25 protein-coding genes and 1 pseudogene are annotated in these 25,687 nt (G+C 71.7%); 4 read left to right on the top strand and 22 right to left on the bottom strand.

What is annotated here, in order from left to right; translation table 11 throughout:
* The first annotated feature begins 72 nt into the window (after nucleotides 1–72).
* Nucleotides 73–1,440: a cryptochrome/photolyase family protein gene (locus ACIRRU_RS17310; protein WP_403681114.1), complete on the top strand. Its 1,368-nt coding sequence runs from the start codon at nucleotides 73–75 to the stop codon at nucleotides 1,438–1,440.
* Between the two features lie 64 nt (nucleotides 1,441–1,504).
* Here ACIRRU_RS17310 and ACIRRU_RS17305 read toward each other — a convergent pair whose 3' ends face one another.
* Genes ACIRRU_RS17305 through ACIRRU_RS17285 form a run of 5 tightly spaced genes read right to left on the bottom strand, consistent with a single transcriptional unit; the run spans nucleotide 1,505 to nucleotide 6,912 of the window.
* Entirely contained in the window at nucleotides 1,505–2,308 is an 804-nt protein-coding gene (locus tag ACIRRU_RS17305) for a DUF1295 domain-containing protein (RefSeq protein WP_403681111.1), read from the bottom strand.
* Nucleotides 2,305–3,660 carry a class I SAM-dependent methyltransferase gene (locus tag ACIRRU_RS17300; RefSeq protein WP_403681108.1) on the bottom strand — a complete coding sequence of 452 codons (1,356 nt, stop codon included), beginning with the start codon at nucleotides 3,658–3,660 and terminating at the stop codon, nucleotides 2,305–2,307. The genes ACIRRU_RS17305 and ACIRRU_RS17300 overlap by 4 nt, the downstream gene beginning before the upstream one ends.
* On the bottom strand, nucleotides 3,657–4,922 hold the full coding sequence (locus ACIRRU_RS17295) for a class I SAM-dependent methyltransferase (RefSeq protein WP_403681106.1): 1,266 nt from the start codon (nucleotides 4,920–4,922) through the stop codon (nucleotides 3,657–3,659). The genes ACIRRU_RS17300 and ACIRRU_RS17295 overlap by 4 nt, the downstream gene beginning before the upstream one ends.
* On the bottom strand, nucleotides 4,919–5,644 hold the full coding sequence (locus ACIRRU_RS17290; RefSeq protein ID WP_403681251.1) for a DUF1365 domain-containing protein: 726 nt from the start codon (nucleotides 5,642–5,644) through the stop codon (nucleotides 4,919–4,921). Before ACIRRU_RS17290 ends, ACIRRU_RS17295 begins: the two co-directional genes overlap by 4 nt.
* A complete protein-coding gene (locus ACIRRU_RS17285; protein WP_403681103.1) occupies nucleotides 5,638–6,912 on the bottom strand; it encodes an NAD(P)/FAD-dependent oxidoreductase in 1,275 nt (424 codons plus the stop codon). The genes ACIRRU_RS17290 and ACIRRU_RS17285 overlap by 7 nt, the downstream gene beginning before the upstream one ends.
* A gap of 506 nt (nucleotides 6,913–7,418) precedes the next feature.
* On the opposite strand from ACIRRU_RS17285, the gene ACIRRU_RS17280 reads away from it, so the two are divergent.
* Both ACIRRU_RS17280 and ACIRRU_RS17275 read left to right on the top strand, forming a co-directional pair.
* On the top strand, nucleotides 7,419–8,072 hold the full coding sequence (locus ACIRRU_RS17280; protein ID WP_403681101.1) for a fasciclin domain-containing protein: 654 nt from the start codon (nucleotides 7,419–7,421) through the stop codon (nucleotides 8,070–8,072).
* A 241-nt stretch (nucleotides 8,073–8,313) separates the two neighbouring features.
* Nucleotides 8,314–8,751, top strand: a complete 438-nt coding sequence (locus ACIRRU_RS17275; RefSeq protein WP_403681099.1) for an SPW repeat protein — start codon at nucleotides 8,314–8,316, stop codon at nucleotides 8,749–8,751.
* 65 nt (nucleotides 8,752–8,816) lie between these two features.
* Here the strand turns inward: ACIRRU_RS17275 and ACIRRU_RS17270 are convergent, their stop codons facing one another.
* The 12 genes and pseudogenes from ACIRRU_RS17270 to ACIRRU_RS17215 form a co-directional block, all read right to left on the bottom strand.
* The gene (locus tag ACIRRU_RS17270; protein WP_403681097.1) at nucleotides 8,817–11,675 is read right to left on the bottom strand and encodes a DEAD/DEAH box helicase; all 2,859 of its coding nucleotides are present in this window, start codon (nucleotides 11,673–11,675) and stop codon (nucleotides 8,817–8,819) included.
* Between the two features lie 63 nt (nucleotides 11,676–11,738).
* Nucleotides 11,739–12,119: pseudogene (locus ACIRRU_RS17265) on the bottom strand (sphingosine kinase); the annotation flags it as partial.
* Nucleotides 12,120–12,247: 128 nt separating this feature from the next.
* Nucleotides 12,248–13,213: a twin-arginine translocase subunit TatC gene (gene tatC, locus ACIRRU_RS17260; RefSeq protein WP_363202353.1), complete on the bottom strand. Its 966-nt coding sequence runs from the start codon at nucleotides 13,211–13,213 to the stop codon at nucleotides 12,248–12,250.
* 49 nt (nucleotides 13,214–13,262) lie between these two features.
* Nucleotides 13,263–13,556, bottom strand: a complete 294-nt coding sequence (gene tatA, locus ACIRRU_RS17255; protein ID WP_403681094.1) for a Sec-independent protein translocase subunit TatA — start codon at nucleotides 13,554–13,556, stop codon at nucleotides 13,263–13,265.
* A gap of 251 nt (nucleotides 13,557–13,807) precedes the next feature.
* Nucleotides 13,808–14,005, bottom strand: coding sequence for a hypothetical protein (locus ACIRRU_RS17250; RefSeq protein ID WP_403681092.1), 198 nt, complete (start codon nucleotides 14,003–14,005; stop codon nucleotides 13,808–13,810).
* Between the two features lie 54 nt (nucleotides 14,006–14,059).
* A complete protein-coding gene (locus ACIRRU_RS17245; RefSeq protein WP_403681090.1) occupies nucleotides 14,060–14,311 on the bottom strand; it encodes a hypothetical protein in 252 nt (83 codons plus the stop codon).
* A gap of 23 nt (nucleotides 14,312–14,334) precedes the next feature.
* Nucleotides 14,335–15,291, bottom strand: coding sequence for a WYL domain-containing protein (locus ACIRRU_RS17240; protein ID WP_363202349.1), 957 nt, complete (start codon nucleotides 15,289–15,291; stop codon nucleotides 14,335–14,337).
* 17 nt (nucleotides 15,292–15,308) lie between these two features.
* Complete coding sequence (locus tag ACIRRU_RS17235) at nucleotides 15,309–16,262, bottom strand: helix-turn-helix transcriptional regulator (RefSeq protein WP_403681087.1); 954 nt, start codon at nucleotides 16,260–16,262, stop codon at nucleotides 15,309–15,311.
* 151 nt (nucleotides 16,263–16,413) lie between these two features.
* Entirely contained in the window at nucleotides 16,414–16,788 is a 375-nt protein-coding gene (locus ACIRRU_RS17230; protein WP_363202347.1) for an FKBP-type peptidyl-prolyl cis-trans isomerase, read from the bottom strand.
* 43 nt (nucleotides 16,789–16,831) lie between these two features.
* Nucleotides 16,832–17,770 (bottom strand): FKBP-type peptidyl-prolyl cis-trans isomerase, encoded by a 939-nt coding sequence (locus ACIRRU_RS17225; protein ID WP_363202346.1) that lies wholly within the window; start codon nucleotides 17,768–17,770, stop codon nucleotides 16,832–16,834.
* A 158-nt stretch (nucleotides 17,771–17,928) separates the two neighbouring features.
* Entirely contained in the window at nucleotides 17,929–19,290 is a 1,362-nt protein-coding gene (gene pafA / locus ACIRRU_RS17220) for a Pup--protein ligase (RefSeq protein WP_403681084.1), read from the bottom strand.
* Between the two features lie 9 nt (nucleotides 19,291–19,299).
* Nucleotides 19,300–20,568 carry an MFS transporter gene (locus ACIRRU_RS17215; RefSeq protein ID WP_403681082.1) on the bottom strand — a complete coding sequence of 423 codons (1,269 nt, stop codon included), beginning with the start codon at nucleotides 20,566–20,568 and terminating at the stop codon, nucleotides 19,300–19,302.
* Between the two features lie 135 nt (nucleotides 20,569–20,703).
* Between ACIRRU_RS17215 and ACIRRU_RS17210 the strand changes: the two genes are divergently transcribed.
* Nucleotides 20,704–21,738 carry a LacI family DNA-binding transcriptional regulator gene (locus ACIRRU_RS17210; RefSeq protein ID WP_403681080.1) on the top strand — a complete coding sequence of 345 codons (1,035 nt, stop codon included), beginning with the start codon at nucleotides 20,704–20,706 and terminating at the stop codon, nucleotides 21,736–21,738.
* Nucleotides 21,739–21,798: 60 nt separating this feature from the next.
* Here the strand turns inward: ACIRRU_RS17210 and prcA are convergent, their stop codons facing one another.
* The 5 genes from prcA to dop all read right to left on the bottom strand — a co-directional run bounded on the left by prcA (nucleotide 21,799) and on the right by dop (nucleotide 25,588).
* Entirely contained in the window at nucleotides 21,799–22,575 is a 777-nt protein-coding gene (prcA, locus tag ACIRRU_RS17205) for a proteasome subunit alpha (RefSeq protein WP_363202342.1), read from the bottom strand.
* 59 nt (nucleotides 22,576–22,634) lie between these two features.
* Nucleotides 22,635–23,480, bottom strand: coding sequence for a proteasome subunit beta (prcB, locus tag ACIRRU_RS17200; protein WP_363202341.1), 846 nt, complete (start codon nucleotides 23,478–23,480; stop codon nucleotides 22,635–22,637).
* A complete protein-coding gene (locus ACIRRU_RS17195) occupies nucleotides 23,461–23,610 on the bottom strand; it encodes a hypothetical protein (protein ID WP_363202340.1) in 150 nt (49 codons plus the stop codon). The genes prcB and ACIRRU_RS17195 overlap by 20 nt, the downstream gene beginning before the upstream one ends.
* Nucleotides 23,611–23,727: 117 nt before the next feature.
* Nucleotides 23,728–23,946, bottom strand: coding sequence for a ubiquitin-like protein Pup (locus ACIRRU_RS17190; RefSeq protein WP_018515354.1), 219 nt, complete (start codon nucleotides 23,944–23,946; stop codon nucleotides 23,728–23,730).
* A gap of 130 nt (nucleotides 23,947–24,076) precedes the next feature.
* Entirely contained in the window at nucleotides 24,077–25,588 is a 1,512-nt protein-coding gene (gene dop / locus ACIRRU_RS17185; protein WP_403681076.1) for a depupylase/deamidase Dop, read from the bottom strand.
* Nucleotides 25,589–25,687: the final 99 nt, after the last annotated feature.

Below are 25,687 nucleotides of genomic sequence, written 5' to 3'. Positions count from 1 at the left end.
CACCCGCACCGACGGTGCTCATGGTTCCCTCCCGACCTGTCATCCCCGAACCCGGCAAGGAGCATCCGTTCGATGAGTGTCGCGGTGGTGCTGTTCACCTCCGATCTGCGTCTGCACGACAACCCGGTGCTGCGTTCCGCCCTGCGGGACGCGGACGAGGTCGTCCCGTTGTTCGTCCGGGACGCCGCCGTCCACCGGACCGGGTTCGACGCGCCCAACCGGCTGGCGTTCCTCGCGGACTGCCTGGCGGATCTGGACGCCGGGCTCCGGAAGCGGGGCGGCAGACTGATCGTCCGCCAGGGGGAGGTGGCCCGCGAGGTGAAGCGGGTCGTCGAGGAGACCGGGGCGGAGTCCGTACACATCGCCGCCGGGGTCAGCGGGTACGCGGCACAGCGCGAGGAGCGGTTGCGGGACGCCCTGGAGGGCACCGGCTGCGACCTGCGCATCCATGACGCGGTGGTCACCGCGCTCGCTCCGGGCCGGGTGGTCCCATCGGGCGGCAAGGACCACTTCGCGGTGTTCACCCCGTACTTCCGCCGTTGGGAGGCGGAGGGAGTACGGGGAACACTGGGCGCTCCGCGTACGGTACGGATGCCCGAGGGCCTCGCCTCGGACGCGCTGCCGGACCGGGACGCCGTCAAGAAGGTCTCCCCCGGCCTCGCCCGGGGCGGTGAGGGCGCGGGCCGCAAGCTGGTCACGTCCTGGCTGAACGGGCCGATGGCCGACTACGACGACACCCACGACGATCTGGCCGGGGACGCGACGTCCCGGCTCTCCCCGCATCTCCACTTCGGTACGGTCTCCGCGGCCGAGCTGGCCCACCGCGCCGAGGAGAAGGGCGGTCCCGGTGGCGAGGCGTTCGTCCGGCAGCTGGCCTGGCGCGACTTCCACCACCAGGTCCTCGCCGCCCGCCACGACGCCTCCTGGTCCGACTACCGGCCGCGCCAGGACCGCTGGCGGTCCGACGAGGACGAGATCACCGCGTGGAAGACCGGGCACACCGGATATCCGGTGGTGGACGCGGCGATGCGGCAGCTGGCGCACGAGGGGTGGATGCACAACCGGGGCAGGCTGCTGGCGGGGAGCTTCCTCACCAAGACGCTCTACGTCGACTGGCGGGTGGGCGCCCGGCACTTCCTGGAGCTGCTGGTCGACGGGGACATGGCGAACAACCAGCTCAACTGGCAGTGGGTGGCGGGCACCGGCACGGACACCCGCCCCAACCGGGTGCTGAACCCGGTGATCCAGGGCAAGCGCTTCGACCCGGACGGCTCCTACGTACGCCGGTGGGTGCCGGAGCTCGCCGGGGTGACGGGGTCCGCGATCCACGAGCCGTGGAAGCTGACGGGGAAGGACCGGGCGGACCTCGACTACCCCGACCCGGTGGTGGACCTGACCGAGGCCCGGTCCCGCTTCGAACGGGCCCGCGGTCTGGACTGACCCGGCCCGGTGAACCCCGAGGGGGCCCGTCCCGCGCGGCTGCGGGACGGGCCCCCTCGCGCACTCACGTCCGGCGCGGCGGCCGGGGGAAGAAGGCGCTGGTCCGGGCCTGGTACTCCGCGAAGCCGGGGCGGTCGGCCATGTGCCGCTCCAACAGTGCCGCGCCGCTGCCCTTGGTGAGCAGGAAGCTCATCACCAGCGGGGAGACGAGGGTCGCGGCCGCCGCGGCCGGCGCCTGGAGGACGAGGACGAAGAGCCCCCACCAGACGCAGAAGTCACCGAAGTAGTTGGGATGGCGGGTCCAGGACCAGAGCCCCCGGTCCATGACCTTCCCCTTGTTGGCGGGGTCCGCCTTGAACCGGGCGAGCTGGGCGTCCCCGACCGTCTCGAACGCCAGCCCGACCGCCCACAGCGCCACGCCCGCCCAGGCCCACCAGGCCAGCGGCCCGGTGAGGTAGTGCGCGGCCTGCACGGGCAGCGAGACCAGCCACACCAGCGCGCCCTGGAGCAGATACACCTTGCGCAGGGCGTAGAGGTTCGGGTTGCCCGGCGCCTTGGCCAGCATCTTCTCGTAGCGGGGGTCCTCGCCGTGCCCCCGGCCGCGCCGCCCGATGTGGACCGCCAGGCGCAGCCCCCAGACGACGGTCAGCACGGTCACCAGGAGGCGGCGGCCGTCGTCCCCGTCGCCCGCCGACAGCCCGTAGGAGACGAGCGCGACGGCGGCGAACCCGATGCCCCAGGCGACGTCGACGATGCGGTGCACGCCCTTCCTGAGAGCGACGGCGAAGGTCACGAGCATGACGCCGAGGGCGGCGGCGGCCGCGCCCCCGAGACCGCCCGCGAACGCGCCCCACGCGAAACCGCTCACCGTGCCGCCTCCGGCTCGCCGGGCACGTACCACTCCCGCCGGGTCGGCGGCATCGCGGCGGAGCCGCCCGGGTCGGGGCGTACGCACAGGATCTGGTCGACGCCCATGCGCCGCTCCTCGAAGGCGAGGGCCCCGCCGACGAGGTAGAGCCGCCACACCCGCGCGGTCTCCTCGCCGACCAGCGCGACGAACTCGGCCCAGCGCTCCTCCAGGGTGTGCCGCCAGGCCTCCACGGTCCGTACGTAGTGCTCGCGCAGCGACTCCACGTCCCGCACCTCGAACCCGGCGCCCTCCAGCAGCCCCACGGTCTCCCCGACCGGCCGCATGTGCATGTCGGGGGCGATGTAGGACTCGATGAACGCGCCGCCGCCGGGGGCGTTGCGCCCGCGCGACATCTGCTGGACCAGGGCCCGGCCCTCGGGCCGCAGCGCGTCGTGCAGGATCGCGGTGAACGCCGGGTACTCCGCGTCCCCGACGTGCTCGCCCATCTCGATGGTGGACACCGCGTCGTAGGCGCCCCGGGTCTCCGGCCGCGCCGCGATGTCCCGGTAGTCGATGTTCAGCACCTCGACGAGGTCTTCGAGGCCGCGTTCGGCGACCTGCTCCCGCACATGGGCGGCCTGCTCGGCGGCGAGGGTGACGGCGGTGACCCGGACACCGTGACGCTCGGCCGCGTACAGCGTCAGTGAGCCCCAGCCGCAGCCGACGTCCAGCAGCCGGGCCCCGGGCCGCAGTCCCAGCTTGCGGCAGATCAGCTCCAGCTTGTCGCGCTGGGCGTCGGCCGGTCCGTAGTCCGGTGCGCCGCTGGTCCAGTAGCCGCAGGAGTACGCCATCGTCTCGTCGAGGAGCAGGGCGTAGAAGGCGTTGGACAGGTCGTAGTGGTGGCTGATGGCCGCCCGGTCCCGGGCCTTGCTGTGCAGCGCCCCGCTCAGTCCGGCACGGGCGGCCGGCACCGGCGGCCGGGGGCCGACCGCGCCCAGGAGCAGCGCGGTCCCGGCGGCCCGGACCCGGTCCCCGAGGGTGGGCGAGGGAGCGGTCAGGCCGCGTTCGCGCACCGCGCGGCGCACCGCCCGCAGCCCCTCCCCCAGGTCCGTGTCGAGGTCGATGTCGCCGGTGATGTAGGCCTCGGCGAGGCCGAGTTCGCCCGGCGCCCACAGCAGCCGCCGCAGGGCCCGGCGGGTCCGTACGTGGACGGTGGGGGCGTCGTGGGGGCCGGTCTCGCTGCCGTCCCACATCCGGATGCGCACCGGCAGTCCGCCGTCGAGGAAGCGCTCGATCAGCGGCTCCACCCGCTGGGCGGCCCCGTTCGTCCGGGGGCGCGGGGCGGTGGGCCGGGGGGCGGTGGTGGTCACGCGGTCTCCTCGCGGGTCAGGAGCAGTTGCTGCACATCGAGGTATCCGGAGCGGAATCCCGCTTCGGAGTAGGCGAGGTAGAAGGTCCACATGCGGCGGAACACGGCGTCGAAGCCGAGGGCGTCGACCTCCGCGGCCCGCTCGGTGAACCTCTCCCGCCACAGCCGGAGCGTTTCGGCGTAGTGCGCTCCGAAGGGGATGCGCTGGGTGATGTTCAGGTGGGTGTGTTCGGCGGTGACGCGTCGCACGGCCTCGGTGGAGGGCAGCAGGCCGCCGGGGAAGATGTACTTGTGGATCCAGGTGTACGTGGAGCGGCTGACGCGGAGCCGGTCGTCGGGCATCGTGATGGCCTGGAGGGCGACCCGGCCGCCGGGGGCGAGCAGCCGGTCCAGGGTCTGGAAGTAGACCGGCCAGAACTCCTCGCCGACCGCCTCGATCATCTCGACGCTGACGATGGCGTCGTAGGCCCCGGTGACCTGGCGGTAGTCGCTGAGCCGCACCTCGACGCGGTCCTCGAACCCCGCCTCGCGGATGCGGGTCAGGGCGAGTGAGCGCTGCTCGGCGGAGAGGGTGACGGTGACGACGCGGGCGCCGCGGGCGGCGGCCCGGATGGCCAGTTCGCCCCAGCCGGTGCCGATCTCCAGGAGGCGGGTGCCCTCGGTGACCCCGGCGGCGTCGAGCAGCCGGTCGATCTTGCGGTGCTGGGCGGCGGGCAGCAGGGCCTGCTCGGCGGGGAAGCCGCGGAAGAGGGCCGAGGAGTAGGAGAGCGTCTCGTCGAGGAAGAGGGCGAACAGCTCGTTGGACAGGTCGTAGTGGTGGCTGATGTTGTTCCGGGAGCCCTCGGGGGTGTTCAGCTGCCCGGTGGGCTTGCGCAACGCCCAGATCCCGCGCAGCCGTTGCAGCGAACGGGGCACGAGGTCGGCGGCGTTGTCGGCGAGCACGGTCAGGACGGCGACCAGGTCGGGCGCGTCCCACTCCCGGGCCATGTAGGACTCGCCGAAGCCGATGAGTCCGCTCGCGCCGATCCGGCGGAAGAAGGCGTCGGGGTCGCGGATGTCCATGAGGGGCCCGCCGAGGCCGATGTCCTCCCGGCCGGCGAGCCGGGCCCGCAGGGGGAGCCGGGACAGGGCGCGGCGGACGATGCGTTCGGCCACGGCGGTGCGGGCGCGGGACGCGGTGGGCAGGGCGACGACGTCGGGCCAGCGTTCCGGGTCGGTCCCGGGGGTGTGCTCGGCGGGCGGCGCGGAGGTGGGCGCGGTCACTGCATGCCTTCCTGGGTGCGGTGAGGGGGACGGGGCTGCACGGGGAGCCCGCGCAGGTAGAGCCGGATGCCGTGGAAGCGGATCGCGGCGGAGACGACGAGGGGTGAGAGGGGGTGGCGCAGCGCGAGCCGCAGGAGTGCGCCGGGGGTGGCCGTCCTGCGTTCGCCGCGTACGGTCGCGGTGAACGGGCGGGCTCCCGCCCGCTCCAGGTGGATGCTCAGGTCGAGACGGGACCCGGGCTCGGGCAGCCGCATCCGGTAGTCGCCGTCCACGGGGAAGAACGGCGACACGTAGAACTCCTTGCCGGTCACGGCCCGGTCGTCCTCGTCCGGGCGCAGCAGGTAGCCGTGCCGTCCGCCGTAGGTGTTGTGCACCTCGGCGACGACGCAGAGCGGGCTGCCGTCGGGGCGATGGCACCAGTAGACGGTGATCGGGTTGAAGACGTGGCCGAGGACCCGGGCCTGGGTGAGCATGGTGACGGTGCCCTCGCCCAGTTCCACGCCCCGTGCCCGCAGGAAGCGCTCCAGCCCGGCCCGGATGGTGGGGGCGGTGCCGCCGAAGTGGTCGCGGGCGTCGAAGCGGGCCAGCGGACGCAGGATCCGCGGCAGCCGGGGCGGCCGGTCGGGGTCGATCAGCCACAGGTAGGTCCGGTGGCGGAGCGCGTACTTCGTGGGCCGGTTCCGTACGTGCGTGACGGTGCACGGGTAGAGGGCGCTCACCAGACCACCCCCAGGGCGGCGGCGGCCTCGACCCCCGAGCGGCAGCCGTCCTCGTGGAACCCCCAGCCGTGGTAGGCCCCGGCGTAGGCGGTCACCGGCCCCGACAGGGCGGGCAGCCGGGCCTGGGCGGCGACGGACTCCGGGGTGTAGACGGGGTGCTCGTAGACCATGCGGGCGCGGACGGACGCGGGGTCGACCCGGTCGGAGCCGTTCAGCGTGACGACGTAGGTGTCGGGCGCGTCGAGCCGCTGGAGCCGGTTCATGTCGTAGCTGACCGTGACGTGATCGGCGTCGGCGGCGCAGGAGGGCATCAGATAGTTCCAGGAGGCACGGGCGCCCCGGGCGCGCGGCAGCAGCGTGGTGTCCGTGTGCAGCAGTGTCGGGTTGCGGGAGTACCGGAAGGCGCCGAGCGTGCTGCGTTCGGCGTCGGTCGGGTCCGCGAGCAGCCGGAGCGCCTGGTCGGGGTGGGTGGCGATGACCACGGAGTCGTACGGGGTGGTGGTGCCGTCCTCGGTGGTGACGTCGGCGCCGTCGGCGTGCCGGGTGACCGTGCGCACCGGGGTCGCGGTGTGCACGGCGGCCAGTTGCTTGACGACCCGGTCGACGTAGGTGCGCGAGCCGCCGGTGACGGTGCGCCAGACCGGGGAGTCGCCGATGGTGAGCATCCCGTGGTGGGCCAGGAACCGGAAGAGGTAGCGGGCCGGGTAGCGCAGGGCGGTGACCGGGTCGCAGGACCAGACGGCGGAGACCATGGGGGTGAGGAAGTGGGCGTGGAAGTACGGGGAGAACCGTCCGCGCCGGGCGAACTCGCCGAGCGTCATGCCGTCCGCGGCGCTCTCGGGCAGTTCCAGCAGGGCGCGGGCGGCGCGGTGGAAGCGCGGCACCTCGGTGAGCATCCGCAGATAGGGTCCGCGCACCGCCGAGCCGGGCCGGGCGAACAGTCCGGCCGGGCCCCGGGCCCCGGCGTATTCAAGGCCGCACCCCTCGCACCGTACGGACATGCTCATCTCGGATTCCTGGGTGGGGACGCCGAGTTCCCCGAAGAGCCGCAGCAGGTTCGGGTACGTGCGCCGGTTGTGCACGATGAACCCGGAGTCGACCCGGTGGACCCGGCCGTCGGACCCGCCCAGATCGTGGGTGTGGGCATGGCCTCCGACGCGGTCGTCCGCCTCGTACAGCGTCACCTCGTGCGCGTCCCGGAGCACATGCGCGGCGGTGAGCCCCGCCACTCCGGACCCGATCACGGCCGTCCGCCGCCGTCCCTCTGCCATCTGGGCTCCCTCCGGTTCCGTCTCACTGGTGGAAGCGCTGGTGAAACGCGCTCCTTTACTCCATTCGTGGCCGGTGGCCGGGTGGATTGGTCGAAGATCGGCTTTGCTCCGAACGGGTGAATGAGGATCCGGGACCAATCCGCGGCCCGCCCGGCGCCGAATCCCCGGTGTGAGAACAGATCGGAACGATGAGCGGAAGCACGGGGTGTCCCCGCCCCGGCGGTCCCGCTCGGCGCGTGCTGTGAGCGCCGCGCCCGGCGGCTCGGCCACCGGGTGCGGAACGCGCCGGTCGTTGCGGTCTGTGGGATGCGGTCGGGGCCGCGAGGCCGCTCGGAGGGCCGGGGAGCCCTCCGGGCGGTGCACCGCCTCGCCGTATCCGCGGCAGGACAGCAGACCGCGTTCCCCGGGTCCCCGGCGCGGTTGAGGCCCGCCGTCCCGCAACCCGCCTCACCCCCCAGTCCCCGCCCATCCCTTCCTCACCACACCATCGATCCTGGAGACACTCCATGAACTCCCGCCTCTTCCGCCGCGCCGCTCTCGCCGTCTCCGCCGCGGTCGTGCTGCCGCTGACGCTGACCGCGTGCTCCTCGGACGACTCGTCCAAGGACAACGACTCGGCCGCCGGATCGACGCCCAGCGCCTCCGCGTCGGCGAGCGCGTCGGCCGATGACTCCATGAACATGAACGAGCCCTTCGGCGCGGCCTGTTCGTCGGTGCCGAAGGAGGGCGCGGGCTCGTTCGACGGCATGGCCCAGGACCCGGTCGCCACGGCCGCGTCGAACAACCCGGAGCTGTCGACGCTGGTGACCGCCGTGAAGCAGGCCGGCCTGGTCGACACCCTCAACAACGCCGAGAACATCACGGTGTTCGCGCCCACCAACGAGGCCTTCGCGAAGGTCCCGAAGGCGGACCTGGACGCGCTGCTCGCGGACAAGGCGCAGCTGACCAAGGTGCTCACCTACCACGTGGTGGGCCAGAAGCTGACCCCGCAGCAGCTGGAGAAGGGCTCCTTCGACACGCTGGAGAAGAGCAAGGTGACGACGGCCGGTTCCGGTATGGAGTACACCGTGAACGACGCCTCGAAGGTCGTCTGCGGCAACGTCCCGACCGCCAACGCGACGGTGTACATCGTCGACTCGGTCCTGATGCCGCCCAAGTAACCCCCCACGGGTGAAGGGGCGGGGAGCCACGGTCCACCGTGGCTCCCCGCCCCTTTCCCGTCGGCGCTCCACCGCGAGGCCTGGCTTCGGACAGCGGGCATCGGGCGGCGTAGATTCCTCTCGATCCCTTTCGCCCGATCTCTACACATAAGCGGCGAATAAGCGCATGATGGGGGTACGGGTGCCTGCCGCGCCTTCCGCTCAGCGGCGGGGCCCGCGGGATCGAAGGAGACGACATCTCATGAGCAAAGTCTCACACGCGAGGAGCGACATATCGGGCCACCCCGATGCCTCCGAAATGCGCGCGCGGTACGACCGGGTGATGGGCGGCCGCGACGTGGCCCTGGTGGACGCACCGGTCTTCCTGGTCGGCCTCTACTGTGCGGTCTCCCCATGGGTGCTGCACTTCACGGCCAACCAGTCCGCCCTGGCCACGCACAACCTGGTGATGGGCATCGCCATCGCGGTCCTGGCCCTCGGCTTCACCGTGATGCCCGAGCGCATGTACGGCCTGAGCTGGGCGATGTGCGCCATGGGAGCCTGGGTCATCGTGTCGACCTGGGTGGTCGGGAGCAGCCCGGACACCGGGATCGTCCTCAACAACATCATCGTCGGCGGTCTGACCGTCCTGCTGGGCATGGCCTGCGCCGGGGCGGCGGCCAGGAGCCGCAGCACCTGACCCGACTCCCCAGGATCCGCACCCCGAGGACCCGGCCCCGGGGTGCGCGGCAGACCCGTCGGGCCTCAGCCGACGGAGCTGTACGCCACGACCCCCCGCAGGACCGCGTCGACCGCCTTGCGCGCGTTGCGCGCCACGGAACCGTCGCCCCCGGCACCGGTCTCCGATTTGGAACCGGCACCCGGCGCGGCCGCGGCCACCTGCCCCAGCACGTCGATCACCTGCTTGCACCACCGGACGAAGTCCCCCGCCGGCATCTCCGCCTCGCGCAGCACCTCGTCCAGCGAGCGGCCGGAGGCCCACATGTAGACCGCCCACGCGAAGCCGAGATCGGGCTCGCGCTGCCCGACCCCCTCCGCCTGATTGATCGCGAAGTCCTCCTCCAGGGCGTCCAGCCGCCCCCAGATCCGCACCATCTCGCCCATGGCCGTCTTCGCCGGACCGGACGGCAGCTTGGGCGCGACCGCGTCGTCGGCCTGACGCGCCTCGTACACCAGCGCCGAGACGCACGCGGCGAGTTCGGCCGGGTTGAGCCCTTCCCACACGCCCTCGCGCAAGCACTCGCTGGCGAGGAGGTCCAGCTCTCCGTAGAGCCGGGCCAGACGCCGCCCGTTGCCGGTGACCTCGTTGCCCCGGAGGTAGTCCAGCTCGGTCAGGAGCGCGACGATCCGGTCGAAGGTGCGGGCGATCGTGTTGGTCCGCCCCTCGATCCGCTTCTCCAGCTGCCGGGTGTCCCGCTGCAACCGGTGGTAGCGCTCGGCCCACCGCGCGTGGTCCTCCCGCTCGTCGCACCCGTGGCAGGGGTGGGCGCGCAGTTCGCCGCGCAGTCGGCTGATCTCCCGGTCGTCGGCGGCCGGCGCCCGCCCCTTGCGGTGCCGCTCGGGCACGATGTGCCCGGCCTTCGACCGCAGTGCGGAGGCGAGATCGCGCCGGGACTGCGGTGAGCGGGGGTTGAACGACTTCGGGACGCGCATCCGCTCCAGCGCCTCCACCGGCACCGGGAAGTCCATCGAGGCCAGCCGCTTGACCTGCCGCTCGGCGGTCAGCACCAGCGGCCGCGGCCCGTCGTGGTGGTCGAACCCGCGGTGCCCGTTGGCCCGCCCGGCGGGCAGCCCCGGGTCCAGCACCAGCGCCAGCCCGGCGAACTTGCCCGTGGGGACGTGGATGACATCGCCCGGCTTCAGCTTCTCCAGCGACGAGGCCGCCGCCGCGCGCCGCTGCGTGGCGCCCTGCTTGGCCAGCTCCGTCTCCCGGTCCTTGAGGTCGCGGCGGAGCCGGGCGTACTCCTCGAAGTCCCCGAGGTGGCAGGTCATGCCCTCCTTGTAGCCCTCCAGCCCCTCCTCGTTGCGCTGCACCTGCCGCGAGATGCCGACGACGGACCTGTCCGCCTGGAACTGGGCGAACGAGGTCTCCAGCAGTTCCCGCGAGCGGTGCCGCCCGAACTGCTGCACCAGGTTGACGGCCATGTTGTACGAGGGGCGGAAGCTGGAGCGCAGCGGATACGTACGCGTACCCGCCAGCCCCGCCAGGGCGGTCGGGTCCATGCCGCGCTGCCACAGGATGACCGCGTGTCCCTCGACGTCGATGCCCCGGCGTCCGGCGCGGCCAGTGAGCTGGGTGTACTCGCCCGGTGTGATGTCGGCGTGCTGCTCGCCGTTCCACTTGACGAGCTTCTCCAGCACCACGGTACGGGCGGGCATGTTGATGCCGAGCGCCAGCGTCTCGGTGGCGAAGACGGCCTTCACCAGCCCCCGGACGAACAGCTCCTCGACGACCTCCTTGAAGGTCGGCAGCATGCCCGCGTGGTGGGCGGCGATGCCCCGCTCCAGGCCTTCGAGCCACTCGTAGTAGCCCAGCACATGCAGGTCCTCGCCGGGGATGGACGCGGTGCGCTCCTCGACGATCTCCCGGACCAGACCGCGCTTGTCCTCGTCGTTCAGCCGGAGCCCGGCGTACAGGCACTGCTGCACGGCGGCCTCGCACCCCGCCCGGCTGAAGATGAAGGTGATGGCGGGCAGCAGTCCCTCGGAGTCCAGCCGCTCGATGACCTCGGGGCGGCCGGGGGTCCAGATCCGGCCGCGCTGACGCCGCTCGCGCTCGCGGTCGGCCTCACGGACCATCTTTCCCCGGCGGCGGTCCCGGGGGTTGTAGGTGTTCTGGTTCTCCTGGCGGGCGAGGCGGACCAGATCGGGGTTGACCTCGCGGCGTCCGGACCCGCGGCCCCCGTGGTCGGTCCCCTCCTCGAAGAGGTCGTACGTCCGGCGTCCGGCCATCACGTGCTGCCACAGCGGGACGGGCCGGTGCTCGGAGACGATCACCTCGGTGTCACCGCGCACGGTGTCCAGCCAGTCGCCGAACTCCTCCGCGTTGGACACGGTGGCCGACAGGGACACCAGGGTCACCGACTCCGGGAGGTGGATGATCACTTCCTCCCAGACCGCGCCCCGGAAGCGGTCGGAGAGGTAGTGCACCTCGTCCATGACCACGTAGCCGAGGCCGGAGAGCGACTGGGAGCCCGCGTACAGCATGTTCCGCAGGACCTCGGTGGTCATCACGACCACGGGAGCCTCGGAGTTGACGCTGTTGTCACCGGTCAGCAGACCGACCTTGTCCGCGCCGTAGCGCTTGGCGAGGTCGGCGTACTTCTGGTTGGAGAGCGCCTTGATCGGCGTGGTGTAGAAGCACTTGCGGCCCTGCTCCAGGGCCAGGTGCACGGCGAACTCGCCGACGATCGTCTTGCCCGACCCGGTGGGCGCCGCGACCAGCACCCCCTTGCCCGCCTCCAGGGCCTGGCAGGCCTCGGTCTGGAACGGGTCCAGTCCGAATGCGTACATCTCCCGGAAGGGCCCGAGGGCCGTCGCCATCTCGGCCGCACGGACCCGGGAAGCCTGGTATCGCTCAGCTGGTGAGAGGTCCTCTGTCATCTTGGCTACGAGCCTACCCGGCGCCTCCGACACTCAGCGCGATCTTTGACGGCCCCCGGCCGGTCACCCGGCGAGCACCCGCACGGCCCCCGGGACGCAGGTGGCGGTGAGCGGAAGCGGACCCACCGGTTCACCGTCCGCGTACGCGGTGACACCGGCCGCCGCCAGCCCGCCCGAGGAGACCCGGTGCACGGTGACGGCGGGGTGGCTCAGATGCGTGCCCCGGTAGACCCTCGGGAGCACCGTGAGCAGCGTGGTGCGGGAGCACTCCCCCACCACGGTCACATCCAGGAGCCCGTCGTCCAGGGCGGCTCCGGCGCAGATCCGCATGCCCCCGCCGTACGTCGTCCCGTTGCCCACCGCTATGAGCGTGGCCTCGATGTCGCGGGGCTCCCCGCCGTCGAGCCGGATCCGGAACGGGATCGGCTCGACGGCGGCCAGGTACGGACAAAGAATCCGGCGTCCCGCAACGCGGAAGCGGCCGGCTGCGCGGCCCGCGCGCCCCGGCCGCCTCCCGCGGTGGGATTGACGAAGAGGGTGATCTCGCTGGTCATCCGGCGGACCCTGCAAGGTCAGGTGATGTCGTCGTAACCGTTCAGCCGACGCGGTCCCCGGTCGTCCGCGTCGCCGGATGCCTGCCCCGGCAGCGCCCGGCGCGGGTCGGCCACGGGCTCGATAGCGCCGACCGGCTCGGGCCGCAGATCGAGCGGAGAGGCCTCGTCGTCGTCGAGTTCGGCGTCGGGGTTGTTGCGGTTGCGGCGCTTGTCGTTCAGCAGGGAGAAGCCGACGGCGAAGAAGTAGAGCACCGCGAGGGGACCGGCGAGCAGCAGCATCGAGATGGGCTCACCGCCGGGGGTGGCGATGGCCGCGAAGGCGGTCAGGCCGACGATCATGCCGCGCCACCAGCGCAGCATGCGGGAGCCGGAGAGGACTCCGGTCATGTTGAGGGCGATGAGCAGCAGCGGCAGCTCGAAGGCGAGACCGAAGACGACCACCATGCGGGTGATCAGGTCGAGGAAGTCGTCGAGCGGCAGCAGGTTCGTGACGTTGGCGGGGGTGAAGCCGAGCATGATCTCGGCCGTCTCCGGCAGGATCATGTAGGCGAGATAGGCGCCCGCGACGAACAGCGGGACGCCCGCGGCCACGAATCCCAGGGAGTACCGCTTCTCCTTCTGGTGCAGCCCGGGGGCGACGAAGGCCCAGAGCTGGTAGAGCCAGACGGGCGTGGCGATCAGCACGCCCGCCATGAGGGACACCTTCAGCGCGATGGTGAAGGGCGACAGCAGACCGTTGGTGGTCATCTCCGCACAGGGGCGGCCGTTGACCATGGTCTCGATGCCGTTCTTGCAGCCGACCGAGTCGAGGATCGGCTTCATCAGGAACTCGAAGATCTCCTTGTGGAAGAAGGCGGCCCCGATGACGGCGACGATGATCGCCAGCACGGCCTTCAGCAGCCGGTTACGCAGCTCACGCAGGTGATCGAGGAGCGGCATCCGCCCCTCGTCGTTCTTCTCCTGCTTGCGGGCAGACTTGAGCAACCCACTTCCCTCGTCTCGTGCGGCGGCTGGCGGCGGAGCGCGGCAGCGGTCAGGTCTGGGTGGTGGGCTTGGGCTCGTTGACCGGGCGGGAGCTGGTGACGTCTCCCGGCGCGGCCTGGATGGTGCGCGCGGTGGCGGACTGCGGCGGGACCGTGTCGTCGACGGTCTCCGTGGTGGGCGCCGCCGCGGCGTCGTCCTTCTTCATCGCCTTGGCCTCGCTCTTGAGGATGCGGGCCGACTTGCCGAGCGAGCGCGCCATGTCCGGGAGCTTCTTGGCACCGAAGAGCAACAGGATGACAGCGATGATCAGAACGATCTCTAGGGGCTTCAGATTGCCGATCATGTGCGACTTCCTTCTCACTGAGGCGGCTGGAGGGTGGGCTCGCTACCCGACCCCGTGCGACCGGGCATACGTCCGATCATTGCGCTTGGCAGCGATCGTAACCCGCAGGGGTAAACGTGAGGCAATGCCCGTGCGTACTCCCGCTTGCGGCCCGCACCTCCCGGCCTGGGCCGACTCGACGCAGCGTACCCCTCCGCGCCGCCGGGCAGCAGGCCCCGCTCCCTCATCCCGCCCGATCGGCAGGACACCCCCTAGCGCAGCCCCTCGCCGGTGGCCGCGAGGCGGGTCGCCGCCCGTTCGAGGTCCTCGGACGCCTGGTTGATCCGCTCCGTGGTGGCGGTGACCTGGCGGGCGAGGCGGCGGGCCTCGACGAAGACCTTGACGCCGAGCACACCGAGCACGGCGATGCCCAGGAATCCCAGGGCGATGGCGAGCATGGGCCAGAACATACGGCGGGCCTCTTTCCTGTACGGCTGTACGGCTGTGCCGCGCTGCGGCGGGCGCTACGGGGTGGTGTGCAGGCGCAGCGTGCGGACACCGCCGCCGGTGAGCAGTTCGATGATGCGCTCCCCGGCGGGCTTGCGGACCGAGGCGCCGCACGCGGGGCAGGTGAAGGTGTAGAAGGTGGTGCGGCTGCTGGCGCCGATCGCGAGGCGGAGCTCCCCGGCGCCGAGTTCGCAGCGCGCGCGGCAGTCGGGGCACCCGGCCCGGAACAGCTGGGCGGCGGTCCCGGGGAACGCGGTGGTGCCGTTCATCCTCGTCTCCGCTCCCGGGCCGCTCAGGCCGCTTCCTCGTAGGCGGCGAGTGCGTCGCGGGCCGCGTCGCGGGCGCTTCGCGCGAGCTCCGGCGGGGCGACGATGCGGCCCTCGCCGCCGAGGCGCAGGGCCAGACGGCGCAGCGAGGCCGGGTCGGGGGTGCGCAGGGTGATGCGCAGTCCGCCGTCGGGCAGTTCCTCGGCGGAGTCGTGCGGGTAGTACTCGGCGACCCAGCGGCCCCCCGTACCGACCTCGATCACGACTTCCGGATCCTCGGCCGCGGGCTGCACGAGCCCTGCGGACAGGTCCCGCAGCTCCAGCTCGGGCGGGGCGGCGGGGGCGTCCAGGAGCCGGATCTCGGCGACCCGGTCCAGGCGGAAGGTCCGACGCGCCTCGGAGAGGCGGCACCAGCCCTCCATGTAGGTGTGGCCGACGGCGAAGAGCCGGATCGGGTCGACCTCGCGCTCGGTCAGCTCGTCGCGGGCGGGCGAGTAGTAGCGCAGCCAGAGGCGGCGGCGCTCGGAGATGGCCCGGTCGACGTCGGCGAAGACGCCGCCCTCGGACTCGAAGGTCACCGAGAGCCGGGAGCTGGCCGCCCCGGACTCCCCGGCCGCCGTCTCCAGCTTCGCGGTGGCCCGGAGGAGGGCCTCGCGGTCGCTCTCGCGCAGCCCGGGGAGGGTGGCGACGGCCCGCGCGGCGACGAGCAGGGCGGTCGCCTCGTCGGCGGCGAGCCGGAGCGGCTCGGCGACATCGTCGGGGTTGTGCCACCAGATCCGGTCCCCGTCGGTGTCGATGTCGAGGAGGTCGCCGCCCCGGAAGCTGGTGCCGCACATGGGCAGCACGTCGAGGTCGGAGATCAGCTCGTCCTCGGTGATCCCGAAGGCCCGTGCCACGTCCTGGACATGGGCGCCGGGGCGCTCGCGCAGATACGTCACCAGGGACAGCATCCGGCGGGTCTGGTCGATCGCGTTCGTGGCCATCGCTACGGTCCCTCGTCCTAGTCCTTGGCCACGGCGCGCAGCCGGTCCACCACATCGGCCCGCAGATCGGCGGGTTCCTCCACGACGACGTCCGGCCCGAACTCCACGAGCCAGGCGTCCAGGCCGTGTCCGTAGGGGATCTCCAGCTCGTCCCAGCCGTCGCCGCGCTCCCGCAGGGTCATCGCCCGCGAGCGCAGCGGGTAACCGGCCCCGGCGCGGAGCCTGATCCGTGCGGTCCGGGTCGCGGTCTCGCCCGCCCAGCTCTCGACGGTCTCGCGGACGGTGACGACGTCGGGGACCTCGGCGGTGAAGGCTCCGGCGCGGGAGCGGACCTTGCCGGTGATGCGGGAGAGCCGGAAGACGCGTTCGGCGCCCCGCTCGCGGTCCCAGCCCGCCAGATACCAGTGGCCGCGCCAGCATTCGAGGGTCCAGGGCTCGACCTGGCGCTGCTCGGGGCGGGCGGAGTTGGACTTGCGGTAGTCGAAGGTGACCGGGCGGCGGTCGCGGCAGGCGAGCATCAGCGGCTCGAACGCGGCCTCGTGGACCGGGATACGGGGTTCGAGGGCGCTGTGCACCTCGTAGGCGTCCTCGGTCTCGGGCATCCCGGCGGCGCGCAGCTTCTGGAGGGCCCCGCTGGCGGCCCCGGCGAGGCGGGCCTGCTGCCAGACCTTGGCGGCGAGCCCGAGGGCGGCCGCCTCCTCGGCGTCCAGGGTAATGGGGGGCAGCCGGTTGCTGTCGCGGCGGGCGAGATAGCCGGTGTCACCGTCGAGGTTCTCGACGGTCTCGATGACCAGGCCGAGTTCGCGCAGATCGTCCTTGTCGCGCTCGAACATGCGGTTGAACGAGTCGTCGGTGCCCGCTTCGAGGTAGGCCTCGATGGACGTGCGGAGTTCACGCTTGCTGAGCGGGCGCCGGGTTCCCAGCAGGCACAGCGCGAGGTTCATCAACCGCTCGGCCTTGGCAATCGCCATCGACGCCCTTTCTCCGGTGCTCTACGACGGTCGACCGTACCGCTCCGGGGTGCGGTGGCCAAAGCCGGGCCGAGGGCGGGGAGGGGCGGCGAAAGACGGCGAGGGCCCCCGCCGGACGGCGGGGGCCCTCGTCCACGTCGACCGGAGCCGGTCAGACGGATACCAGGTCGCAGACGAAGATCAGCGTCTCGCCCGGGGCGATACGGCCGCCTCCGGCGCCGCGGTCACCGTAGGCGAGGTGCGCGGGGATGGTCAGCTGGCGGCGCCCGCCGACCTTCATGCCCTGCACGCCCTGGTCCCAGCCGGAGATGACCTGGCCGGCGCCGAGCTGGAACTGCAGCGGGGTGCCGCGGTTCCAGGAGGCGTCGAACTCCTCGCCGGTGGAGAAGGCCACGCCCACGTAGTGGACGGAGACGGTCTGGCCGGCCTGGGCCACCGGGCCGTCGCCCTCCCAGATGTCCTTGATCTCCAGGTCGGCCGGCGGCTCGCCACCCGGGAAGTCGATCTCGGGCTTGTCGATGCTCACTGAACTGCTCCTCCAAATGATGAACTGGACAACCGGGACAGTCTTACACCTTGGCGAGGATGTCCACGGCGAAGACCAGGGTGGAGTTCTTCGGGATGGCCTGCTGCTGCTGGTCCCCGAAGGCCTGGTCCGGCGGGATGACGAGGAGCACGCGGCTGCCGACCTTCTTGTCGACCAGACCGGTCTTGAGCCCCTTGAGGGTGACCTGGGAGAGCGGGAAGGTCTGGGTCTTGCCCGTGGAGTAGGTGTTGTCGAACTCCTTGGCGCCCTTCCAGATCATGCCGACGTAGTTCACGACGACGCTGTCGGACTCCTTGACGACCTCGCCGTCGGACTCCAGGACGTAGTTGGAGACCAGCTTCTTCGGCGGGTCGCTCTTGGGGATGGTGACCGTGGGGGCCTTGCCGTCGGCCTTCACGCCGACCTTCGGCAGGTCGACGTTGTCCTGGGCGACCTCGGTGCCCTTGGCGGCCTTCGGGATCTGGGTGGCCTTGAGGATGTCGACGACGAACACGAGCGTGGCGTTGGGCTTGATGTCGCCCTGGCCCTGCTCGCCGTAGCCGAGCTCCGGCGGGATGACCAGCTCGACGCGGCTGCCGACCTTCTGGCCGACCAGACCCTTGTCCCAGCCCTGGATGACCATGCCCGCGCCGAGCGTCAGGTCGAAGGGCTGCTTGCGGTCGAAGCTGTTGTCGAACGGCTTGTCGGAGTCCCAGGCCTGGCCGAGGTAGTTGACCTGGATCGCGTCGCCGTTCTTGAGCTTCGCGCCGTCGCCCTCGCTGATGACCTCGGTCTTCAGCTCCTTGGGCGGGGATCCCTCGCCCTTGGAGAGGGTGGGCTTCTCCCCGGCCTTGGCGCCCGCGGTGATGGCGGGCACGCCGTTCTTGGACGAGGCGGAGTCGGAGGCCTTGTCGTCGCTGCCGCACGCCACTGCGGACAGCAGCAGGAGGGGGGCGACGAGAAGGCCGGCAATTCGGCGCACTGGTTCCTCAGATCTCAGGGGGCACGGTCGGGTACGTCCGCCCCACTCTAGGGGGTGTCCGGCCGTCGGGACCTGACCCGCGCACGCCCCGGCCCCCGGGACCAGGTGCGGTCCCGGGGGCCGGGGGACGGTTCGTACGCATGTGCTCGCACGGCGGCTCACATACCGGCGATCAGCTTCTCCACCCGCTCGTCCACGGAGCGGAACGGGTCCTTGCAGAGCACCGTGCGCTGCGCCTGGTCGTTGAGCTTGAGGTGGACCCAGTCGACGGTGAAGTCGCGCCGCTGCTCCTGGGCCCGGCGGATGAAGTCGCCGCGCAGCCGCGCCCGGGTGGTCTGCGGGGGCACCGACTTGCCCTCGAAGATCTTCAGGTCGTTGCAGATCCGGGCGGTCTGGCCCTTCTTCTCCAGGAGGTAGAAGAGGCCGCGCCGACGGTGGATGTCGTGGTAGGCGAGGTCTATCTGGGCGACCCGCGGGTTCGACATGGTCATGTTGTGCTTGGCCCGGTAGCGCTCGATGAGCTTGTACTTCATGACCCAGTCGATCTCGGTGCCGATCCGGTCGAGGTCCTCGGCCTCGATCGCGTCCAGGGTGCGGCCCCACAGCTCCAGCACCTGGTCGACGGTGCCGGTGCGGATGCCCCGGCGATCGACGAAGTCCACGGCCTTCTCGTAGTACTCCCGCTGGACCTCTATGGCCGAGGCCTCCCGGCCGCTGGCCAGCCGGACCTTGCGCTGTCCGGTGAGGTCGTGGCTGACCTCACGGATCGCCCGGATCGGGTTCTCCAGGGTCAGGTCGCGCATGACCGTGCCCGCCTCGATCATGCGGAGCACCAGATCGGTGGCGCCGACCTTGAGCAGCATGGTCGTCTCGGACATGTTGGAGTCACCGACGATGACGTGGAGGCGGCGGTAGCGCTCGGCGTCGGCGTGGGGTTCGTCGCGGGTGTTGATGATCGGCCGGGAGCGGGTGGTGGCGGAGCTGACGCCCTCCCAGATGTGCTCGGCGCGCTGGCTGACGCAGTAGACCGCGCCGCGCGGGGTCTGGAGCACCTTGCCCGCGCCGCAGATCAGCTGACGGGTGACGAGGAAGGGGATGAGGATGTCCGCGAGCCGGGAGAATTCTCCGTGCCGGGCCACGAGGTAGTTCTCGTGGCACCCGTAGGAGTTTCCCGCCGAGTCGGTGTTGTTCTTGAAGAGATAGACGTCGCCCGCGATTCCCTCCTCGTGCAGGCGGCGTTCGGCGTCGACGAGCAGGCCTTCGAGAATGCGCTCGCCCGCCTTGTCGTGGGTGACCAGCTCGGTCACGTTGTCGCATTCCGGCGTTGCGTATTCCGGATGCGATCCCACGTCGAGGTAGAGGCGGGCGCCGTTGCGCAGGAAGACGTTGCTGCTGCGGCCCCATGACACGACACGGCGGAAGAGGTAGCGCGCCACTTCGTCAGGTGACAGTCGGCGCTGTCCCCTGAACGTGCACGTGACGCCGTACTCGTTCTCCAGCCCGAAAATGCGGCGGTCCATGACTGAACATTACGCCTTGGGGCCTGTGCTGAAACCGGGTTCGACGGCCCCGTTGCGATCATTTTCCGATCCGGTCACGACGGCGGGGGCGCGGACGGGGACCGAATCGGCCCCCAGGACCCGCCCGGTGGCCAGCAGAACCACCAGGGCGGCCACTCCCCCGGCCCCCGCGACGGCGAAGCTCCAGGAGGTGGAGCCGAACTCGACGGCCGGGCCCGCGGCGGCCGTTCCCGCCGCCGCTCCCACGCCGAAGGTGGTGACGAGCCAGGAGAAGGCCTCCGTCACCGTGCCGCGCGGCGCGTGCCGGTCGACCACGATGAACGAGCAGGCGATGGCCGGGGCGAGGAACACCCCGGCGAGGGCGGCGAGGAGGGCCATCACGGGCAGCGGCGGGGTGAGGGCCAGCGGCAGGTAGCCGAGCGCCAGCAGCCCGACGATGGCCCGCAGCCGCCGCTCCGGCGGGCCGGCCCACTGCCGAGCCCCGTAGGCCAGGCCGCCGGTCAGCGCGCCGAGGCCGAGCGCGGCCATCAGCCAGCCGTACACCGACTCCCGGCCCTGGTCGTCCGCGTACGCCACCGCGGCCACCGTGATGGAGCCGAGCGCGAGGCCGACGAAGAAGAACGCGCCCAGCAGGGCCAGGAGACCGGGCGAGCGCAGGGCGCCGAGCCAGTGCGCCTCGCGGGGGGCGGAGCGCCAGGCGCGGGAGGGCTCGGACAGCACGACGGAGAGCGCGCCGAGGACGCCGAGGGCGTTGATGACGAGGAGGGCGGCGGCCGGGGACCAGAGCGAGACGAGCAGGGTCACCAGGAGCGGTCCGACGGTGAACATGATCTCCTGTGCGACGGCGTCCAGGGCATACGCCCGGTGCACCTGGTCCTCGCGCTTGAGGACGCTGGGCCACAGGGCGCGCAGGCCGCCCTCCAGGGGCGGGGTGGCGACCCCGGCGAGGACGACGGCGGCGCAGGCCAGTGGCAGCGAGCCGAGTCCGGTGACCGCGAACAGGGCCATGCCGAGCGCGGAGAGGACGGCGGCGGGGAGCTGTACGCGCGGCTGCCCGTAGAGGTCGACGGCCCGGCCGAGGAGCGGCTGGCCGACGGCGGTGGCCAGGCCGTACGCGGCGGCCAGTGCGCCCGCCAGGGTGTAGCTGCCGCCCTCGGCGCGGGTGAACAGCACGATCGCGATGTGCCCGGTGCCGTTGGGCAGCCGCCCCACCAGGGTGCCCGTCAGCAGCCGGGCGGCGTGCCGCGCCCGGAGGATGTCACCGTATCCCGCGGCCATGTCCGCCCCTCCTCCCCCGGACCGGGCCGTCGCCCCGCCGAGGTGTTACGTATAACGTCGAGGCTCATACGTACCATGTCCGCAGTCCGCGGGTCTACCTCGCGGCGCTTTTCAGACACCCGCACGGAGGCCCGAGTGACCAGCGCGCAGCAGCCCGTACCCGCCCGGCCCACCAGCCGGGACGTGGCCCGCGCGGCGGGCGTCTCGCAGGCGACGGTCTCGCTGGTGCTGGGCGGGAAGTGGCCGGGGCGGGTCTCCGAGGCCACCGCCGCGCGGGTCCGGCAGAGCGCGGCGGAGCTGGGGTACCGGCCCAATCTGGCGGCCCGCAGTCTGCGGCTGGGCCGGACGCGGACGGCGCTGCTGGTGGTGCCCGCGCTCACCAACGAGTTCTTCGCCCGGGTCTACACCGGGGCGGCGGCGATCGCCGCCGAGCACGACTTCGGTGTGGTGCTCTACCCCTCCCCCGACGGCACGGGCCCCGCCCGTGATCCGTTCGCCTCGGCCCGTGCCGCACTGGACGGGGTGATCGCGTCCTCGATGGCCGCCGACGCCCTCGACGCGCTGCGCGGGGCGGACCTGCCGCTGGTGATGCTGGACAGCGATCCGGCCGACACCGGCCCGGCAGCCCAGGTGAACCTGGACATCGCCGACGGGATGCGGCAGGTGACGGACCATCTGGTGGCGCTCGGGCACCGGCGCTTCCTCCACCTCGCCTCCGCGGTGGACACCTGGACGTTCGCGGTCCGCGCCCAGGCACTGGCCGAGGCCCTGGCGACGGTGCCGGAGGCGGGCGTGCGTACGGTACGGGCCGCGCTGGACGTACGGGCCGGGCGCGAGGCGGTCGAACAGGCGCTGGCGGTCGCCGGGGAGCGGCCGACCGCGATCGTCTGCGACGACGACATCCTGGCCGCGGGGGCGTGCAAGGCGGCCCGTCGGCTCGGGCTGCGGGTGCCGGACGACCTGTCGGTCACCGGCTTCGACGATCTGGCACTGGCCACCGCCGTCGAGCCGGAGCTGACCACCGTGGCCCTCCCCGCCGAGCGGGTCGGGGAGCGGGGCATGGAGGCTCTGCTCGCCGTCCTGGAGGACCGTCCCGTCGAGCTGGACGGGCTGCCGGTGGAGCTGGTCGTCCGGGGGTCCACCGCGCCGCCGCCCGCGCCCCGGGCATGACGGTGCCCCCGGACCCGAGTCCGGGGGCACGAGGCCCGGGGCCTGTCGTCGGACTGCCGCCTACTCCTCGGTGGACTCCGGCGTGGAGCCGTCGTCCTCGGTGTCGGACGGGGCGTCCGTCGGTGTGCTGGCCGCGGCTTCCGTCTCCAGCAGCCGGGCCAGCTGACGGCCCACGATCCGCTTGAACTTGCGCTGCTGGGGGCGGGTGCGGTCCAGGACCGCGACCTCCAGGCGCTCGGCGGGGATCTCCCGCTCGCCACCGCCGGGCTCCCGGGAGAGCGCCTGGACGGCCAGCTTGAGCGCCTCGGCGAGCGTCATCCCGTCGCGGTGGCGCTGGTCGAGGAAGCCGCTGATCTGCTCGGCGTTGCCGCCGACCGCGACCGAGCCGTGCTCGTCCACGATCGAGCCGTCGTGCGGCAGCCGGTAGATCTGGTCGCCGTCCGGCTCGGTGCCGACCTCGGCGACCACCAGCTCCACCTCGTACGGCTTCTCGGCGGCGCTGGAGAAGATGGTGCCGAGGGTCTGGGCGTAGACGTTGGCCAGCCCACGGGCCGTCACATCGTCCCGGTCGTAGGTGTAGCCGCGCAGGTCGGCGTAGCGCACGCCGCCGATGCGGAGGTTCTCGTACTCGTTGTACTTGCCGGCGGCCGCGAAGCCGATCCGGTCATAGATCTCGCTGAACTTGTGCAGCGCGCGGGACGGGTTCTCGCCGACGAACACAATGCCGTCGGCGTATTGCAGCACGACGAGGCTGCGACCACGGGCGATGCCCTTGCGGGCGTACTCCGCCCGGTCGGCCATGGCCTGCTGGGGTGAGACATAGAACGGCGTCGACACCGGCTATCCGTCCCTTCCTGTCAGTGACGAGTGCATCGGAAAAAGGCTCGGAGTCCGGGTCAGAGCAGGGCGGCGCGCGGGCCGTCGGGCTGCTCCAGTCGGCGTTCCAGGACGGAGCGCGCGATCTCGGAGGACTCCTGGTCGCTCAGCTTCCGGAAGCCTTCGTCGGTGATGACGGTGACGATCGGGTAGATGCGGCGGGCCATGTCCGGGCCTCCGGTCGCCGAGTCGTCGTCGGCGGCGTCGTACAGCGCCTGCACGACCAGGGTGAGGGCCTGCTCCTCCGTCAGGTCCTCGCGGTAGAGCTTCTTCATGGCGTTGCGGGCGAAGATCGACCCGGAGCCGGTGGCGGCGTAGCCGGTCTCCTCGGAGCGGCCGCCGGTGACGTCGTAGGAGAAGATGCGGCCCTTGGCGCGGTCGACGTCGAAGCCCGCGAAGAGTGGCACCACGGCGAGCCCCTGCATGGCCATGGCCAGGTTGGAGCGGATCATGGTGGAGAGCCGGTTGGCCTTGCCCTCCAGGGAGAGCTGGGCCCCCTCGACCTTCTCGAAGTGCTCCAGCTCCAGCTGGAAGAGCTTGACCATCTCCACGGCCAGCCCGGCGGTGCCGGCGATGCCCACCGCCGAGTACTCGTCGGCCGGGAAGACCTTCTCGATGTCGCGCTGCGCGATCATGTTGCCCATGGTGGCGCGCCGGTCACCGGCCAGCACCACACCGCCGGGGAAGGACGCGGCCACGATCGTCGTGCCGTGCGGGGCCTCGACGGCCCCCTGGAGCGGCGGCAGACTCCGGTTGCCCGGGAGCATCTCGGGCGACTGGTCGGACAGGAAGTCCATGAACGAGGACGACCCCGGCGTCAGGAAGGCTGCTGGTAGACGCCCGGTGCTACGAGTGTTGGCTTCCACGCGTTTCCCTCCAGGTATGCGATGGCCCCGCGCAAGGGACGTCAGGATCATTCCCCAACTCGCCGACGGCCGGATTGCGGTTGAAGCAAGTGATGCCACGGACCCTACCCGCCGCGCGGGAGTGATCCACATGTCCGGCGGGGGAGATCCGCGCCGATCCGGCTGCCCGCCGGCCGGGGCCGGTCGGCCGACGGGGTGACGGCGCACGCCGTCACCCCGCTTCCCGCCGGACGTTCACACCGGGGACCTACTGCCCGCCCTTTTGCACGAAGGACCGGACGAAGTCCTCGGCGTTCTCCTCCAGGACGTCGTCGATCTCGTCCAGCACCGAGTCGACGTCGTCGCTCAGCTTCTCCTGTCGCTCCGCAAGGTCCTCGGACGCCTGCGCGTCCTGCGCCTGCTCCTCGGTCTCCTCGGTGGAACGCGTCGCCTTCTGCTGTCCGCCGCCGGTGTCCTTGGTCGCCATGTAGCTCACCCCGCTCGGTTCGAAGCAATCGAAGCTCTTGATCAGACCCTACCCACGAGGTCCGGCTTTTGGCCCGGTGATCGGGTCGACGTCCGGGCCCCAGGTGATTGATTCCCAGCCCGGAGCCCTTTCAGCCGCCGGACAACGTCCGGACCAGCTCGTCCGCCGTACGGCAGCGGTCCAGCAGATCCTTCACGTGCTCCTTGGTCCCGCGCAGCGGCTCCAGAGTGGGCACCCGTTGCAGCGAGTCACGGTCGGGCAGGTCGAAGATGACCGAGTCCCAGGAGGCGGCCGCCACGTCGTCGGCGTACTGCTCCAGGCAGCGGCCCCGGAAGTAGGCCCTGGTGTCCTCCGGAGGCTTCGTACGGGCCCGGGTGACCTCGTCCTCGTCCAGCAGCCGCTTCATCCGCCCACGGGCCGCCAGCCGGTTGTAGAGGCCCTTGTCGGGCCGCACGTCGGCGTACTGGAGGTCCACCAGGTGCAGCCGGGGGGCGTCCCAGTCCAGCGCGTCCCGGCGCCGGTAGCCCTCCATCAGCTCCCGCTTGGCGATCCAGTCCAGCTCGCCCGCCAGACTCATCGGGTCGGTCTCCAGCCGGTTGAGGGTGTCCTCCCAGCGGTTCAGGACGTCCTTCGTCTGCTCGTCGGCGTCGGCGCCGTACCGCTCGTCCACGTACTTGCGGGCCAGCTCGAAGTACTCCATCTGGAGCTGCACCGCGGTGAGTGTCCGGCCGCTGCGCAGCGTGATCAGCTGCCGCAGGTCCGGGTCGTGCGAGACCTGGTGCAGGGTGCGGACCGGCTGGTCGACGGCGAGGTCGACGTTGATGAAGGCGTCCTCGATCATGGATAGGACCAGGGACGTGGTGCCGAGCTTGAGGTAGGTCGAGATCTCCGAGAGGTTGGCGTCGCCGATGATCACGTGGAGCCTGCGGTACTTCTCGGCGTCGGAGTGGGGCTCGTCGCGGGTGTTGATGATGGGGCGCTTGAGCGTGGTCTCCAGGCCGACCTCGACCTCGAAGTAGTCGGCGCGCTGGCTGATCTGGAAGCCGTGCTCGTTGCCGTCCTGGCCGATGCCGACCCGGCCCGCGCCCGTGACGACCTGGCGCGAGACGAAGAACGGGGTCAGGTGGCGCACGATGTCCGAGAAGGGCGTCTCCCGCCGCATGAGGTAGTTCTCGTGCGTGCCGTAGGAGGCGCCTTTGTTGTCGGTGTTGTTCTTGTAGAGGTGGATCGGCTGGGCGCCGGGGATGGCCGCCGCCCGCTCGGCCGCCTCCGCCATGATCCGTTCACCGGCCTTGTCCCAGAGCACGGCGTCCCGCGGGTTGGTGATCTCCGGGGAGCTGTACTCGGGGTGCGCGTGGTCGACATACAGCCGGGCGCCGTTGGTGAGGATCACGTTGGCCAGGCCGATGTCCTCGTCGGTGAGCTGGCTGGAGTCGGCGGTCTCCCGGGCGAGGTCGAAGCCTCGCGCGTCACGCAGCGGGTTCTCCTCCTCGAAATCCCAGCGGGCGCGGCGCGCCCGGTGCATCGCCGCCGCGTAGGCGTTGACGATCTGGGACGAGGTGAGCATGGCGTTGGCGTTGGGGTGGCCGGGGACGGAGATCCCGTATTCGGTCTCGATGCCCATTACTCGACGTACGGTCATGCGGCCCTCCTTGCCCGGCGTCGGCCCCCTCTCGGGAGGGACGATCGCGTACCGCTGCTGTCTCCGGTGCGTGCGCGGTGCCCGTCACCGCACTGCGCG

It is taken from the genome of Streptomyces sp. NPDC101181 (assembly GCF_044767975.1).
GTDB lineage: Bacteria > Actinomycetota > Actinomycetes > Streptomycetales > Streptomycetaceae > Streptomyces.
This window is presented reverse-complemented; position numbering and strand designations above follow the sequence as displayed.